General features: G+C 51.1%; 15 protein-coding genes and 2 riboswitches. Of the genes, 5 read left to right on the top strand and 10 right to left on the bottom strand.

Features of this window, described 5'->3' with window-relative positions:
- Positions 1 to 58 precede the first annotated feature (58 nt).
- Together VK70_RS22645 and rluF are read left to right on the top strand one after the other, a co-directional pair.
- Positions 59 to 2,380, top strand: a complete 2,322-nt coding sequence (locus VK70_RS22645) for an ATP-binding protein (protein ID WP_025698722.1) — start codon at positions 59 to 61, stop codon at positions 2,378 to 2,380.
- Positions 2,381 to 2,390: 10 nt separating this feature from the next.
- Positions 2,391 to 3,092 (top strand): 23S rRNA pseudouridine(2604) synthase RluF, encoded by a 702-nt coding sequence (gene rluF, locus VK70_RS22650; protein WP_025698720.1) that lies wholly within the window; start codon positions 2,391 to 2,393, stop codon positions 3,090 to 3,092.
- A 118-nt stretch (positions 3,093 to 3,210) separates the two neighbouring features.
- Here rluF and motB read toward each other — a convergent pair whose 3' ends face one another.
- On the bottom strand, positions 3,211 to 4,017 hold the full coding sequence (gene motB / locus VK70_RS22655; protein ID WP_025698719.1) for a flagellar motor protein MotB: 807 nt from the start codon (positions 4,015 to 4,017) through the stop codon (positions 3,211 to 3,213).
- Positions 4,010 to 4,804 (bottom strand): flagellar motor stator protein MotA, encoded by a 795-nt coding sequence (gene motA / locus VK70_RS22660; protein WP_025698717.1) that lies wholly within the window; start codon positions 4,802 to 4,804, stop codon positions 4,010 to 4,012. The genes motB and motA overlap by 8 nt, the downstream gene beginning before the upstream one ends.
- Before the next feature lie 198 nt (positions 4,805 to 5,002).
- Between motA and VK70_RS22665 the strand changes: the two genes are divergently transcribed.
- Positions 5,003 to 5,296: a hypothetical protein gene (locus VK70_RS22665; RefSeq protein WP_025698715.1), complete on the top strand. Its 294-nt coding sequence runs from the start codon at positions 5,003 to 5,005 to the stop codon at positions 5,294 to 5,296.
- 223 nt (positions 5,297 to 5,519) lie between these two features.
- Positions 5,520 to 5,813, top strand: coding sequence for a 4a-hydroxytetrahydrobiopterin dehydratase (locus VK70_RS22670; RefSeq protein ID WP_025698713.1), 294 nt, complete (start codon positions 5,520 to 5,522; stop codon positions 5,811 to 5,813).
- Positions 5,814 to 5,911: 98 nt separating this feature from the next.
- On the opposite strand, the gene VK70_RS22675 is transcribed toward VK70_RS22670, so the two are convergent.
- From VK70_RS22675 to VK70_RS22700, 6 genes are all read right to left on the bottom strand, one after another.
- The gene (locus VK70_RS22675) at positions 5,912 to 6,268 is read right to left on the bottom strand and encodes a c-type cytochrome (RefSeq protein WP_025698711.1); all 357 of its coding nucleotides are present in this window, start codon (positions 6,266 to 6,268) and stop codon (positions 5,912 to 5,914) included.
- A 97-nt stretch (positions 6,269 to 6,365) separates the two neighbouring features.
- Entirely contained in the window at positions 6,366 to 6,872 is a 507-nt protein-coding gene (locus tag VK70_RS22680; protein WP_025698710.1) for a GNAT family N-acetyltransferase, read from the bottom strand.
- Between the two features lie 220 nt (positions 6,873 to 7,092).
- Positions 7,093 to 7,584: a C40 family peptidase gene (locus VK70_RS22685; RefSeq protein WP_025698707.1), complete on the bottom strand. Its 492-nt coding sequence runs from the start codon at positions 7,582 to 7,584 to the stop codon at positions 7,093 to 7,095.
- A 5-nt stretch (positions 7,585 to 7,589) separates the two neighbouring features.
- A riboswitch (cyclic di-AMP (ydaO/yuaA leader) is annotated at positions 7,590 to 7,731 on the bottom strand.
- Positions 7,732 to 8,086: 355 nt separating this feature from the next.
- The gene (locus VK70_RS22690; protein WP_025698705.1) at positions 8,087 to 8,554 is read right to left on the bottom strand and encodes a C40 family peptidase; all 468 of its coding nucleotides are present in this window, start codon (positions 8,552 to 8,554) and stop codon (positions 8,087 to 8,089) included.
- Between the two features lie 21 nt (positions 8,555 to 8,575).
- Positions 8,576 to 8,715: riboswitch (cyclic di-AMP (ydaO/yuaA leader) on the bottom strand.
- A gap of 230 nt (positions 8,716 to 8,945) precedes the next feature.
- The gene (locus VK70_RS22695) at positions 8,946 to 9,776 is read right to left on the bottom strand and encodes a hypothetical protein (protein WP_025698704.1); all 831 of its coding nucleotides are present in this window, start codon (positions 9,774 to 9,776) and stop codon (positions 8,946 to 8,948) included.
- A 9-nt stretch (positions 9,777 to 9,785) separates the two neighbouring features.
- Positions 9,786 to 11,780 carry a M1 family metallopeptidase gene (locus tag VK70_RS22700; RefSeq protein ID WP_025698702.1) on the bottom strand — a complete coding sequence of 665 codons (1,995 nt, stop codon included), beginning with the start codon at positions 11,778 to 11,780 and terminating at the stop codon, positions 9,786 to 9,788.
- A gap of 206 nt (positions 11,781 to 11,986) precedes the next feature.
- Between VK70_RS22700 and VK70_RS22705 the strand changes: the two genes are divergently transcribed.
- Positions 11,987 to 12,493, top strand: coding sequence for a YwhD family protein (locus VK70_RS22705; protein ID WP_025698700.1), 507 nt, complete (start codon positions 11,987 to 11,989; stop codon positions 12,491 to 12,493).
- A gap of 125 nt (positions 12,494 to 12,618) precedes the next feature.
- Here the strand turns inward: VK70_RS22705 and VK70_RS22710 are convergent, their stop codons facing one another.
- Positions 12,619 to 13,092, bottom strand: a complete 474-nt coding sequence (locus tag VK70_RS22710) for an AbrB/MazE/SpoVT family DNA-binding domain-containing protein (RefSeq protein WP_025698698.1) — start codon at positions 13,090 to 13,092, stop codon at positions 12,619 to 12,621.
- A gap of 64 nt (positions 13,093 to 13,156) precedes the next feature.
- Positions 13,157 to 14,353, bottom strand: coding sequence for a copper amine oxidase N-terminal domain-containing protein (locus tag VK70_RS22715; protein ID WP_025698696.1), 1,197 nt, complete (start codon positions 14,351 to 14,353; stop codon positions 13,157 to 13,159).
- Positions 14,354 to 14,376 lie beyond the last annotated feature (23 nt).

Genomic DNA, 14,376 nt, shown 5'->3' on the forward strand with positions numbered 1-14,376 from the left:
ATGATATTTATTGAATGATCAGTTGATTTACCAGTCCTTTAAGAGGTGAATAAGAAGTTTGTCCATTAAAACGAAGCTTTCAGCAATTATTTTTGGCTCCGTGCTGCTCATTTTGGCGTTGAATTTGACCCTTAACTCCTACGCGACTCGCAATAATATGCAAAGCGAGATCGAGAGAAATATGAAGACGGCGGCAAAGCAGATTGCGGTTTCCGTAGAACAGAGCAACTCCAGCTCCAAATATGCAGAACAGCTGCTGGCGCAAAACTTGCGGATGGCTGCTATTTTGATATCCAAAGAACTGGACCCGGATGTTGGTAACGTTTCGAATGCCGAGTTGAAGACACTGGCCTCAAAAGTGGGCGTTTCCAATATATCGCTGCTTGTCAGAACCAACGATAACATTGTGGTTAAGAAGTCGTCCGACCCCAAAGAACTCGGCTTGCCCACTAAAGGCTGGGGGTTTTGGTATACGGCTTTGGTCGACCTGTTCGAAGGCCGGGAAGTATCGGTAGCCAAAGGGCAGAGGATGGAGCATTTCTGGTCCGGTCCTTTTGAATACTCTTCCTCCAACCCCGAGTTCATCGAGAAATGGGGCTATTACTATGACGGGCGAAGCAATTACATTATCGACCCGTATATTCGCAGCACTTCAATCAGCAATTATGTCAGAATAATGAGTCCGGAAGAAATTGTGAAGCAGACCATGGAGGTTAACCCTGATATTTTGGAAATTACGGGCATCAATCCCTCCACCTTCGGCACTTCTACCATGGCTCCGGACGGAACAGACAGCGTTAATGTCAAACTGCGCAACCGGCCGATCATGTACGGCACTTATTGTTTCGGTAACGTTGAGCAGGACAAAAATGCGGTGCTGCAAGCTCTGGCTAAACAAGAGCCCGTCATGATAGATACGATGGTGCGCGGAGCAAGGGTGCTCAAGAGCTTTATTCCCGTTACCCTGCCGGATTCAGGCGCCTATGTCATTAGCGTGGTGATCGACTACTCGGTCATATCTTCGGCTATCAAGGAACAATTGTGGAATAACATTCGGAGTTCTCTCCTGCTGCTTGCGGTCTTCCTGGTGGGCAGCTACATCCTGGCAGGCTTTATTATTCGGCCCATTCAGGCGATACTTGCCAAGGTTCAGGATGTTTCCCGGGGAAAGTTCGATCCGCCGCTTGAGGTAGGAAGCAGAGATGAACTGGGGCAGCTGGCGCTGCGGATCAACGCGATGACGCGCAATCTTGCCTTGCACACAAGCCGGCTCAGACAGACAGTGGAGGAGAACCGGAAGGTTAAAGAGCATCTGGAGTCGGTAATTAACGGCACTTCCGATGCCATTCATACGGCGGATATGAGCGGAACGGTGATCAGCGTGAACCGGGCTTTTGAAGAGCTGTATGGTTGGAAGGAGCGGGAGGTCGTGGGAAGCACCATCCGTCTCGTTCCGGACTCCGTTCTGAAAGAAGAGGAGACCCGGCTTCAGTGGCTAATCAAGGGGGCACAACTGGCCCCGACAGAGACGCTTCGGTTGAAACGGGACGGGAGTGTAATTGAAGTCAGCGTAAGTACCTCGGTCATACGGGACGAGGAAGGCAAGCCGGTGTCCTTCGTGCATGTTTCCCGCGACATGACGGAGCGCAACCGGATGGAAGAGCTATTGAGACAATCCGAGAAGCTTACTACCGTCGGCCAGCTTGCCGCGGGCGTGGCGCATGAAATCCGGAATCCGCTGACGACGCTCCGGGGATTTTTACAGCTGCAAAGGGAGAAAAATATGCTTGTCCCCCTGCATGTGGATTTGATGCTCTCTGAGCTGGAGCGGATCAATCTGATTGTCAGCGAATTTCTTATATTGGCCAAGCCGCAGGCGGTGCGGTTTCAGCAAAAGGACGTCCGCCATGTTCTGCATGATGTGATCTCCTTGCTGGACAGTCAGGCTCATTTGCATAATATCGAGGTTAAGGACCGGTTTGAAGTAAGTCCGGCAATGGTACACTGTGAAGAGAACCAGTTGAAGCAGGTATTCATCAATATTATCAAAAACGGGATTGAATCGATGTCTTCGGGCGGTACGATAACGCTCGAGCAGAACCGGGTCGGAGATTCCATCGTTATTGTCATTACCGATGAGGGGGAAGGCATACCCGAGCATATTTTGCCGAAGCTTGGTCAGCCGTTCTTTTCAAATAAGGAGACGGGAACGGGACTTGGCCTTATGATCAGCCAGCGGATCATCCAGGGGCATAAAGGAATGATGGAAATTGAAAGTCAGGTTGGGCAGGGAACCTCGGTAACGATCGTGCTGCCGGCAGCCAAAGAGAGCGCGGAACCTATCAATGAGAAGATAGTCGAAGGAGAAGAAACGGGGTGATAATACCAGCATGAGAATCAACAAGTTTATCAGCGAGACCGGCTTCTGCTCGCGGCGTGAGGCGGACAAGCTGGTGGAGAGCGGCCGGGTGACCATTAATGGCGAACGGGCCGTGCTGGGCAGCCAGGCTGAGGCGGGAGATGATGTGCGGATAGATGGAAAAAGATTGGTGAGTGAATCCCGGACCGTCTATATCGCCCTGAACAAGCCAGTAGGCATAACCTCCACGACGGAGAGTCATATTAAAGGGAACATCGTCGATTTTGTCGGGCATCATGAGCGGATCTTCCCAATCGGACGGCTGGATAAGGATTCGGAAGGACTGATCCTGCTGACCAATGACGGGGATATTGTCAACAAAATACTGCGTGCCGAAGGCCGGCATGAGAAGGAATATGTCGTCACCGTCGACCGCCCGATTACGCCTTCCTTTATTGCTGGAATGTCCAGCGGGGTAAAGATTCTCGGTTCGAAGACACTGCCCTGCCAGGTTACCCGGATAACGGAACGGGTATTCCGCATTGTTCTGACCGAAGGCAAGAACCGGCAGATCCGCCGGATGTGCAGTGCTTTAGGGTATGAGGTCCGGCGGCTGCAGCGCATCCGAATTATGAATATCCGCTTGGGCAGCCTGCAGGTAGGCGCGTGGCGTGATCTGACGACGGCGGAGAAGGCGGAGCTTGGAGATATGCTAAGCTACAAGCTTCTGTAACCGAACAGAGCGCCGTTTGCTGCAAGCAATGACTAACACAATAAAGAGCTGTTTTCAACCCCGATGCAGGCGGTTGAGAACAGCTCTTTTTAGTAAACGAATTCCTCGTAATTGATCATCATTTGGCGGATGGCGGGTTTCCCTTATTTTCCTGATACTTCCGGATAACGGCCACTTCTACCCGGCGGTTCTTGGCCCGTCCCGCCGCAGTTGAGTTGGTGGCAATCGGATGGTATTCCCCATAGCCAATCACGCTGAATTTCTCCGGATTCAGATAAGGATTCACCAGCAAAATCTTCATGAACTGCAGGGCACGGTTGGCGCTGAGGTCCCAGTTGGAAGAGTATTGGCTGTTGGAGATCGGAATATTATCCGTAAATCCTTGAACGATCACATCATAATCGGGAAACTGTTGCAGCATTTGCGAGATGGCTCTTGCAAGCTGCTGCGATTCCGGCTTAACTGTAGCTTGTCCGGAGGCGAACAGAGCATTGTCACTGATCGTAATCGTGAGCTGTGATTGGTTCAGCTTCGTGCTCAGCAAATTGGTAAGGCCGTTGTTCTGGATATACTGGTCGAACTGCTTCTTGAGCTTCTCCAGATCTTCCTGCTCCTTCTGACGCAGCTTGGCAATCTCCGATTCGCCGAGACTCTTATCAACCACATTATCCATTTTATTAGCTTTACCCGCATCCAGATTACTGTCGTTAGGTGACATGGACGAATAATCCAGGACGCCAGACCCTCCGTTAAGGGCACTGCTGAAGGCTTGGGCCATCTGCTCAAATTTCTTCGCGTCCGTCGCACTCATGGCATACAGCACAAGAAACAGGGCAACCAAGAGCGTCATCAGGTCGGAATAAGGAAGGAGCCATGATTCATCGGCATGCTCCTCATGCTCCTCGTGTCTCCCTTTTTTAGTCACCCGCAGCACCTTCCTTCTTATCCAGCTTTTGGCGCTCCAAAGGTGTCAGAAACACGGAAAGCTTCTGGTTAATCGCAATGGTGGATACTCCCGACTGGATGGACAGAAGACCCTCAAGCATCATCATTCTGATTTGAATTTCCTGTTTAGAGAGCCGCTTGAGCTTATTGGACATCGGATGCCACAGCACATAACCGGTAAAGATACCAAGCAGCGTAGCGATAAAGGCCGCGCCGATCGCATGCGCCAGTGCTTCCATCGCGCTCATGTCCGCCAGGGCGGCGATCAGACCGATAACGGCGCCAAGCACCCCGAGAGTAGGAGCATACATGCCGGCCTGGGAGAAAATAAGCGCGCCGACTTTATGGCGTTCTTCGGTCGCGTGGATATCCTCAAGCAGCACATCTCGGACAAACTCCTGGTCGTTACCGTCGATAATCATCCGCATGCCGCTACGCAGAAAATCATCCTGAATCTCTTCCACTTTGGACTCCAGCGCCAGCAGACCCTCCCGCCGGGTAATGGAAGCCCAATCCATGAACATGGTGATGACCTCGCCTTTATCAATCAGTTTCTTTCCGCCGAGGAACAAAATTTTGAACAGTTTCGGAACTTTTTTGATTTCCGACATTGGAAAGGCCATAAACAGGGAAGCGGCGGTACCTACGAAAATAATCGTAAAGGCGGCAGGGTTATTGAGGGAAACTAACGGAGCCTTTTTCAGAAACATGCCCAAAACGACTGCTACGATACCAAGCACTAAGCCAATAATTGATGAAATTTGCATTGATACACCTCGTCCATGAGTTTTAATGATCTCGCCATGCCGCGTCTATCATCCATGAATGGCGGCGGGCCAACAGGCGAAAAGCAATAAGGTCTATTCTTATTTATCGACAGGCTGCCCTTTTTTGTGAAGGCATTTCGGCTATAATGGATGAGGAAAGGAAATTTTCATATGTCTATGAAGCGGAGTGATGGCGATATGGGCGTAAAGCACGGAAGAGATTATGGGGATATATTGCGCGATCTGACGAGAGCGGTGGAGAGTATACCGGACAGTTATCTGTTTTTTGAGATGGAGTCGGAAGAATGGCGGGAGCTGCCGCAGGAGTCGAAGCTGGAGGTATGGGAGGCGCTGGCTGAGGATTTATTCTTCGCCCTGGGGAATGAGCCGGTCATTCATGTCGGCAGCGGGGTCGTCATTTACGACAAGGAGGCGCACCGCATCAATATTTTGGTCGGCGACGAAGATATGGAATCAGTCGAACTGATTTAGTCCGAAACACGGATGGAACAGCCGCCCATTTGCCCGGAGTCTGCGGTCCATGGTAAAATTGATGGTGCCCAAGGTTATAATTTCAGGGATTCATGAATACATTAAACCGAAAAATAAACCTTTTTCCTGGCGCATCCCTTGGACGAAAGAACCTGAGGGATGTTTTGTTTAGCGGAAGGGCTAAGGTAACGCGGGGGCTGTTTATCAAGGGAGGAAACATAAAGTGCTATTAACCGATGGAGAACTGCGTGAGCAGGTAGGCAAGCTCGAAGGCTGGAGGCTGGAAAGTGGGGCCATGGTGCGCAAATATATGTTTAGCGATTTCATGAAAGGCATTGCGTTCGTGGACGAGGTCGCCACCATCTCGGAAGCGTTCGACCATCATCCGCATATTACAATCGATTATAAAACGGTAATCCTGCGGCTTGCGACAAGTGAGGAAGACGGCACCGGAATTACCGCGCTCGACGTACGCGAAGCCCACGAGTTTAACGAAGCATTCGAGAAGACCCGTTAATTTTTGATAGCGGCGATAAGGGAAGATTTTTGGAAAAATACGCCTCTGCGCCAGGAAAGCTTTAGCCTTCCTCTGCAGGGGCGTATTGTCTGTCATAGTCACTTTTTCTCGGACAGCCACATCGCGATATTGGCAATTTCCTCAGGGGCCAGCTTATCCTTGAAAGAAGGCATTTGCCCTCGTCCTTTGGTAACGATGCTGTATATCTGCTCCGCATTATGATTGTTTCCTTCTTGCTGCAGACTCGGTCCGACCCCGCCCTGAAGCTGATCGCCGTGGCAGGTAATGCAGTTGGCCTTTACCGTCTGTTCCGCTTTGGCAGGCTGGGCCTTAACGGTCGGCATTGTAGGATGATTCTGCTCGGCAACCTGCTCCCGGCCAGGCAGCGTGAACATTAGGACAACCGCGAAGGCGCAGGCAGCGAAAAACAAACCGCTCATGATCCATTTTTGCATCCCATTCGTCCCCCCTGTATAAGGCTGCTGCACTTATTATAACGGATGGTGAAGCGTTATCATAGCGTTTGTGTCAAAAAAATGAACGCCCGTTAGCCTAGTTCAAATTTTTAGCGGAGGACTTATCATAGACCATACAGTAAAAGGGTTTTTCGCCATTTGGCGTGCGGCGTTCGTACGTATCGGTGATCGTGAAACCGCATTTGCGGTAAGCGCGAATCGCTCTTTGATTCCAGGTCAGAACCTCCAAATCCACCTCACGGCTGGGGTAACGCTTCAGCGCTTCCCTCACAATCGCTCCTACAAACAAATGGCCGAGGCCATGACCGCACAGGTCGGGGCGCATACCGATACCAAGCCGGACTGTTCCCACCATCGGAAAGAGCTGTGCAAACCCGCAGAGATTATCCTTTTCATCCAATACTGAAACATACTGCTCCCTTCGGATTCGCGGATCTCCGAATTCAATGCCAAGGGCCTCCATTTTATCCCACGCCAGCCAGCCGTAAATATTATAGGGCGCCTTATACTGCCACCCGCAAATGTCCTTGGCATGCGCACTTGTCATGGGAACGACGTGAAAGATAACGGGAGAGCTAATCATACGTTCAGCGACCTCCTTTCCTCGCAAGGAACCTTTATACTTAAATTATATACATAAAAAGGGGAGAGCGACGCAAAAACTTTGAGATATAGGAAAATTTGGAAACAAATAAAGAAATTATCCGGAAAATGGGCATAAGCGCTGCGGATATGTTTAGGATAAACGAACAAAACCCCCTCGCCGGAAAGCATTATCCGGGAAGGGGTCTCATATAACAATGCTATTGCACATTATCATCATCTTGAGAATCAGCGGCCGTATCTTGATAAGCATCGGAGCTCATAACTCGTTTGGCGCCAACATAACGGTTAACGTAGTAGCTGTCATTCAGGGAACTGATGGTAACGCCTTTCGAAGAGGAAGCATGAGCAAATTTATCGTTACCGACATAAATACCGACATGGGAAATGCCTCGTCCGGAAGTGTTGAAGAATACAAGATCTCCGGATCTCAAATCGCTGCGCGATACCGTTTTGCCCATTTTGAATTGGGAGCCTGACTGATGCGGAAGATTAATGCCGACCTTATCGAACACATACATCGTAAATCCTGAACAATCAAATCCGCTGGTACTCGTACCGCCGGATACGTATCTCGTTCCAATCGTACGGTCGATCACTTGATCCATTTTGGAATCGGCGAATGCGCTGCCTGCTCCAAGCGCGAGAATGATGGATAAACTCAGAAATGCTGCTGCCAACTTCTTCTTCAAGGGACTGGACTCCTTCCACATGCCTGCGAGGTTAGCTTAAGGATTCGGTAGAAGGTCCCCTATGACCCCTCATGAAATAGGAGGTCAATTCACCCAAAGATGGTTCCCCCGCTTCCCTACTGTTAGGGAACTCGGCACTTGCAATAGTGTTCGAATTATAGTGACTAATCATGACAAAATTTTCGTTAAATAACGATACTGATTACAAAAATGTTACTGAAAACTCATTGCGACTATTGTAACAAACCTTTTGTCGCTTGGCAATCACTTTTAATATACTAAGAAAGCAATCTAGCAGTGATTACACTTATAGATTAGCAATAGATTCGATTAGGAAACATAGGTAAGCGCCATTTTTTAACATTAATACTTTAAAATTTCTTTTTTCATTTTTGAAAAAGTGTTTCAGGCTGTTGAAACCTGTGTACAGGTTAACTATAGGGAAAAGAAAAACCCGAAGCTTGATTACATACATAATCATGCTCCGGGCGGCTATCTAAGTTTAATCGTAAGTTACAGATTGATATGCTTTTGTGCTCATAACCCGCTTGGCGCCAACATAACGATTGGCCCAATAGGACTGGTTCATCGAACTGATGGTTACGCCGCGTGAAGAAGAGGAATTCGCGAATTTGCCGTTGCCGACATAAATGCCGACATGGGAGACGCCGCTTCCGACCGTATTGAAGAACACCAGATCCCCTGCACGCAGTTTGCTGCGTGATACGGAGGTTCCTACTTTGTATTGCGCTTTGGAAGTACGAGGCAGGGTAAGGCCCATCTTTTTATAAACGTATTTAGTGAATCCGGAACAATCAAAGCCGGCTGTGCTCATTCCGCCGGTTCTATATGAGGTTCCCAATGTTTTTGCAATAACCGTATCCATTTTGGAGTCTGCGAAAGCGCTTCCGGACCCTAAAGTGAAAGCCATCACAAGGCTCAATGCAGCAGCTGCAAGTTTCTTCTTTATGTGTCGACCTCTCAAAGCTTATGTTCTCCTTCCAAATGCCTGCGTGGTTAGCTTAAGGATTCGGTTTGAAGGTTCCCTATGATCTCTTTGCTGCTAGATCAATTCACCCAAAAAATGGTTCCCCCGCTCCCCGGTGCCCGGGGATTTGGCTTGTTGTGCACCAGTATATCGACTCGATTCAACATCATATGACAAAATAACAGAAGAATTTGAAAGATTACAAACTTGTTACCTTAACACAAAACTCATTGTATCAGAGGAATTACAGTTTTGCAAACTTTTTTCGGCGGGCAGGCTGGCGGAAATTGAGAAATAAAAAAGAGTTCAGATTCCTGTCACGGAATTCGAACTCTTTTTACCAATTTTATTAGCAGATAACAGGATTTTCTTTTTATGGAGCCGCTGTTTTGCTGTGCCACAAATGATACTGCGCCGACAATCCCCACATATCGAACAGAGTGGAGGGCAGGGGCGATAGCTGCCTGATGAACAGCGCGGGCAACCCGGGGCATAGCCAGCCTGTTACTGCGCAAATCAAGGAGATCAGGAAGCCGCCTGCCCCCAGCAGAGCCTGCAATGCAGAAGCTTGGAGGATGCAGCGCAAGGCCACCAGCAGTGATGCGAACACACCGGAGCCGCCGGTATAACCGAACTGCATATAAAGCAGGACCAGACGGATAATAAATACATACAGCAGCCATGCGAGAAGCCAGGGAAGAATACGTAAGAGCAGCGCCGGTTCCCAGTAGGACGACAAAAGCAGCTTGTAACCCTTCGGCAGGAGCCAGTACAGGGGGAGAAGGATCAGGACCCATTCGGCGGCGCTGAAGAGCAGAACGGGCAGCCCGTACTTTTTCATTCCGGGAAAAAAGAACAGTCCGCGTTCTCCCCTGCTCTCCTGATGCAGCTCATGCAGCAGACCCGCGCGGATGAACGGCGCAGCCAGCAGGCGCACGGCGGCCAGAATCAGCAGTGTCCACAGCCAGCGCCGCACATCGGGATTGGCAGACAGGCTCAATTGAGCCTCGATATAGTACAGCATCCTTCCTATCGCGCTGCCACCGGCATTTTCGGAAGGGTAGCGCAGCAGCGCCGGGACAACCGCCGATCTCACAAAACGGTACATCAAGTATCCCCATAGCAGCCGGTAGATGAACAGCAGAATCAGAATATACAGCTGTTCCTTGACACTGCCCCAGCCCCGGGTTATCCAAATTCTCATTTCCTCACCTCACCAGACGAAAGTTCCGAGCACAGTTTCGATTGCGTTTGTCAGGCTGAGGGTCCAGCGTGAAACGAAGGCTGCGGGGAGAGAGGCTTTTCTGAAGTTGTTCATATGCTTGTTCTCCAGCAGTACTTCGTGACCCGGGTCCACCTCGGCTGAAACAAGAGGAGCCGCAGAAGTGAGCCGGAACGTGATTTCGCCTCCTTGGCCGTTCCACGTTTTCTGCAGCGTCCGGCCGTCAGAGAAGGTGAACTTGACGTTTACGCCGGTGTATTGGCTGCCCTTATTAGCGATGGTTGTCAACGATTCGTAACCGCCTTTTTTGTTCTTGCTTACGGTAATGCCCTCAACGGAGAAGTCGGGAGCATCCCCGCCGTATACGTAATGTTCGAAGTAACCTTGCCACGACTTTTTGGTCGCCTTCTCCACCACTTTTTGAAAATCGGCAGTAGCAGGATGGTGGAAGCGATATTTGCGGGCATATGAGGACATAATGGAATCCATCGTCTTCAAGCCGACCTGCCTTTCGATATCCTTGAGCACCAGCTTGCCCCGCACGTAGACGTTCTGGGTGTAGGCTTTTGCTCCGCCGTATTTCCAGGCATTCAGAGTCAGCGGCTTGGGGTCAGTGACAAGACTGGCCTGCAGCGGCAGATTGGAGGCGATCCCATACTCCTGTTCCATCAGCCTGTCCTCGGCATAGGAGGTGAAGCTCTCATCAAGCCAAGCTTCCTCGAATTCATTGCTTGCAACCATGCCGTAAAAATACTGGTGTCCGATTTCGTGAATCACCGTCCGCTCCAGCGAGGTGTCGGCAGTGTCTCTATTCGCGGCGAAGGCGGTAATCAGGGTGGGATATTCCATGCCTCCCGCTCCGTTGCCCTCTTTAGGCGGCACGACGATAGACAGCGTTGTATAGGGATACGGGCCGTACCATTTGCTGAAAGCGGTCAACGCGGCTTTGGCGGCCTGGAAATAGCGCTCCTTCAGATCTTTGTGCAGAGGGTCCAAATACAGCTTGATCCGCACGCCGGGCACTTCCGCCGCAGAGAACGCCTCCTCCGCATAGATGAAGTTAGGGGAAGCAGCCCAGGCGAAATCGTGGACATCGTCGGCATAAAACTGATAGATTTTGCGTCCTTCCGCGATTTTGGGGTTTTTGACAGGGAATCCGGTTGCGGCCACCGTATAGTTTTTGGGGACCGAAATAGCTACGCTGTATATGCCGAAGTCGCTGTAAAATTCAGAATTGCCGTGATACTGGTGAAGGTTCCAGCCTTCATCCTTCACGCCGCGCGTTCCAGCCGGTTCGTAGACGCTAAGCTTGGGGAACCACTGGCCGGCCATGACAAAATCCCCGGATTCGCCCATACGGGCGAAGATTTTCGGCAGCCGCACTTCATACTGCAGCTTGAGCGTCACGCTTTCCCCGCCGTTTACCGGCTGCGGAAGATGGACTTTGATCAGCGTCCGGTCGCCCGGATTGCCGTCGTCGGGCTGAACGTACTGCATCCGGTGCAGAAGGGACACGCCGTCTTCCGTGCGCACATCGGTCAGCGTCATGGAGCCGAATCCGTCCTCAGGCATGCTGTCGCCGCGCAGCTTGCCGCCGGATTCTTTCATGAATGTCGTCTTGTCCGAGGCAAAGGCATTGGGATAAAGATGAAAATACAGGTCGCTCACCGGCTTCTGGCCGGGATGGGTCCACGTTACCGTCTCGGCGGCGGTCAGCTGTCTTTCATCCGGAGCGAGCTGTACGCTGATGTGATACTCCGCTATTCTCCGGCTAAGCGCCTGTGCGGCCGGCGGCGTCACCGGCAGGTTGGGGAGGGCTGGCTTTACAGCCGTCCCCTGACGGGTACTAGCCGGGGACTTGGCCGCTTCAGGAGCGGCGGCGGAGCGGGAGTCCAGAGGTGATCCGGATAACGCCCATAGCGCTCCTCCAAGCAGACAGAGGGCAGCCAGGGCAGCGAAGAGAAAGGTGGTGCGGAATCGTCGCATCATACTGTAATTCCTCCCGTTGACAAGCTTCTACGGGATGTATATGTTGGCATCCGCCGTATTATTAGCTAAAATTAAATTAATCAAGAAGAAACGGCTGACGGTGTTCTTGAAGGACGCAAGTGCGTTTCTCGTAGAAATATAGGATACAAAGATAGGCGCGAAGCCGATAAATGACTAAATTGCACAAGGGAAGGGAGTGCGGCATGGACAACAAGCAGCCGGACAGCAAGAAACAGATTGCCTTGAATATTGTAAACGCGAAGAGCAAGCATAAAGGCTTCGGAGCAGGCTCAATCGACTTGAACAACGTGTCGCCTGTCATTATCGACGGCGACGAGGCGGTCATCGACATTGGTGCCATGCATGCCAAGAGCAAGGTGGAGAAGGGCATCAAGTTCTCCATGAACCGCGAGGATGTGCCGGAAGGCAGACAGGTGTGGGTTGTGTGGGTGGCGGTTGAACGTACGCCGGAAGGACAGCACTATGCCGGCCTGACCGCCTGCGAGATGTGGATCGACAGCGAAGCGAAGCGCGGCTGGAAGATTCTTGCCGATCATGTGAACAAGCTGGATTCGGCGCTTAAAAGGCGGATCATTGTAGAGGGGCTGGGCGCACAGGAGAAGGCGGCGCTCAAATCGCTGCTCGTCTCGCATAATGCGGAATGGTGGAATGCGTCGCCCGAGGAATTAAAGCAGGCTCTCGAAGGCTAAAGAGACGGCGGGAGATTAGGGGTATTACCGGTATGGATACCCGCTGCATGCATAGAAGGCTTCGCCTTTCCTTGGCTTTAAGGAAGGGCGAAGCCTTTAAATTTATATGGAACCGTGAGCTGCATCTACCGGCCGCTGGTGAACTTTCGCTTAAGCTGGCTGACTCTTGCCTGGCTGATGCCGAGTATCCCGGCAAGCTCCTTCTGATTGGCGCCCGGATGTTCCAGCATCGTTTGCTCCAGCCGCTCGCGAAGTTCTTCCGATTTGGTTCTCTTTTTGCCTGTGCCAAGATCCGAAGAGGGAACATGAATTTCCTCACCCGGCTCCTGCTCCGCCGCATGATCGCTCTGATCGTGATTCGCAAGCTCCTGAAGACAACTGTTGCAGATGAATTGGTCCTTAAAATAAGTGACATTGTCCAGACTCCTGCAGAATGTGCATTCCGTTGAAGTGTATTTACGCAGCACAATAATGTGATCGTCCAAAATGAAAAACTCAATCGGATCCCCAATATCAATATTACGCGTCATACGGATTTCTACGGGAACCACAATGCGTCCAAGATTGTCCAAACTCCGGATCATACCTGTATCCTTCATTTCATGTCCCTCATTTATATCTTCAGATTTGGTTGTATTTAATTATTATAACAGTAAATGTATTTTAAGATAAAGGGGAAAGCGTGTACGTAAAATGAACCTTTTGCCCTCCAGTGAAAGAGGTCCATTCAAAAGAAAGCGTGTCCTCCGAGCGTCCGGTAAAGCTAAGATTGTCGCCGGGATAGTCGATTTCGGTGTCGGGATATGTCTCCAGCCAGGCCTGGTCGTCCACGCTGAGCAGTTGCTTATACAGCTGAACGCTCTGGCCGCTGCGGCGGTCGATGAGAATGAGCGTGCCTTTTTGGAAGGGCCGTACCAGCAGAAAGTCGGTATCCATGAATTCCACCGCGAAGGCGTCGTTAATGCCGGTAATCTTCAGCAGATCATAGGTTTTAAAAATATGCCCGTCCGGATTCACAAGCGTAAGCTTCTGCCCGTCGACCATGACCACATTGCCCTGAAAAGCAAAAACATCCCGCTTCAATCCGGCCATGCGCGGATTCCTATAGTGGGTCTTGGCCTGGCGCACCAGGGAGCCGCCTGAAACAAGCGCGCGCCAGCGGGTGTTGTTGATATGCGGCTCGCCGCTGGCATTCTCGATCTCAACGGCATAGCTGGCCGAGTTGATCCTGCGCGCGGACATACTCACCCAGTCGAGATCGTTAACCTGGATCATACCTGCGCGGAGGGGCACTGCACCGCTCTGTCCGCTGTACAGGACGCCATACTCCCGGTTCAACCAGAACAGCTCGCGTCCCGTTGACGTCTTGATATACCTTGGCGTATATGGGACCGCAAATCGATTGCCGCCTTTCCAGACGACCGGTACACCGAAAGCTTTGGAGAACAGCTTCTCCGGCACATAGGTTACCCCGCCCCGGATCAGCGTCTCTGCTCCCAGCATAATCACCTTCCCTGCCGCAGTATAGGCTTTGGGCTGGCCCGCTTTCAGACTGACGGCCTGATAAAGTCCCGTCACTTCAAGACTGGATTTATCAGCGTTCCACAGCAGTTGAAGATCCAGATAGGATGAAATGTCTTTCAATGGCACGTATGTGGTTCCGTTCTCCTGAAAGCCGGAATGCTCCAACGACAGATCGTTTAGGATGACGGATTCCGCTGCGGACGGGACGGCGGGCGAAGTGGAAGCACTCGAGGCGAAAGCTGCCTCAATCGGCGCGGCGGCAAACAGCAGGGTGGTGAGAGTGGAAGCGGCTAACAGAGCGGCGGTTCGTCTGGAGGCTTTGCTTCGGGTATTCATGACATAACCTCTTTCTCTTTAAA

It is taken from the genome of Paenibacillus durus ATCC 35681 (assembly GCF_000993825.1).
GTDB classification, from domain to species: domain Bacteria; phylum Bacillota; class Bacilli; order Paenibacillales; family Paenibacillaceae; genus Paenibacillus_AQ; species Paenibacillus_AQ durus_B.

Coding starts and splice junctions, on each gene's coding strand:
- VK70_RS22700 (WP_025698702.1), bottom strand. CDS start 11,780: ATGCGACGATTCCGCACCACCTTTCTCTTCGCTGCCCTGGCTGCCCTC.
- VK70_RS22665 (WP_025698715.1), top strand. CDS start 5,003: ATGGGCGTAAAGCACGGAAGAGATTATGGGGATATATTGCGCGATCTG.
- VK70_RS22695 (WP_025698704.1), bottom strand. CDS start 9,776: ATGAGAATTTGGATAACCCGGGGCTGGGGCAGTGTCAAGGAACAGCTG.
- VK70_RS22715 (WP_025698696.1), bottom strand. CDS start 14,353: ATGAATACCCGAAGCAAAGCCTCCAGACGAACCGCCGCTCTGTTAGCC.
- VK70_RS22710 (WP_025698698.1), bottom strand. CDS start 13,092: ATGAAGGATACAGGTATGATCCGGAGTTTGGACAATCTTGGACGCATT.
- rluF (WP_025698720.1), top strand. CDS start 2,391: ATGAGAATCAACAAGTTTATCAGCGAGACCGGCTTCTGCTCGCGGCGT.
- motA (WP_025698717.1), bottom strand. CDS start 4,804: ATGCAAATTTCATCAATTATTGGCTTAGTGCTTGGTATCGTAGCAGTC.
- VK70_RS22705 (WP_025698700.1), top strand. CDS start 11,987: ATGGACAACAAGCAGCCGGACAGCAAGAAACAGATTGCCTTGAATATT.
- VK70_RS22680 (WP_025698710.1), bottom strand. CDS start 6,872: ATGATTAGCTCTCCCGTTATCTTTCACGTCGTTCCCATGACAAGTGCG.
- VK70_RS22675 (WP_025698711.1), bottom strand. CDS start 6,268: ATGCAAAAATGGATCATGAGCGGTTTGTTTTTCGCTGCCTGCGCCTTC.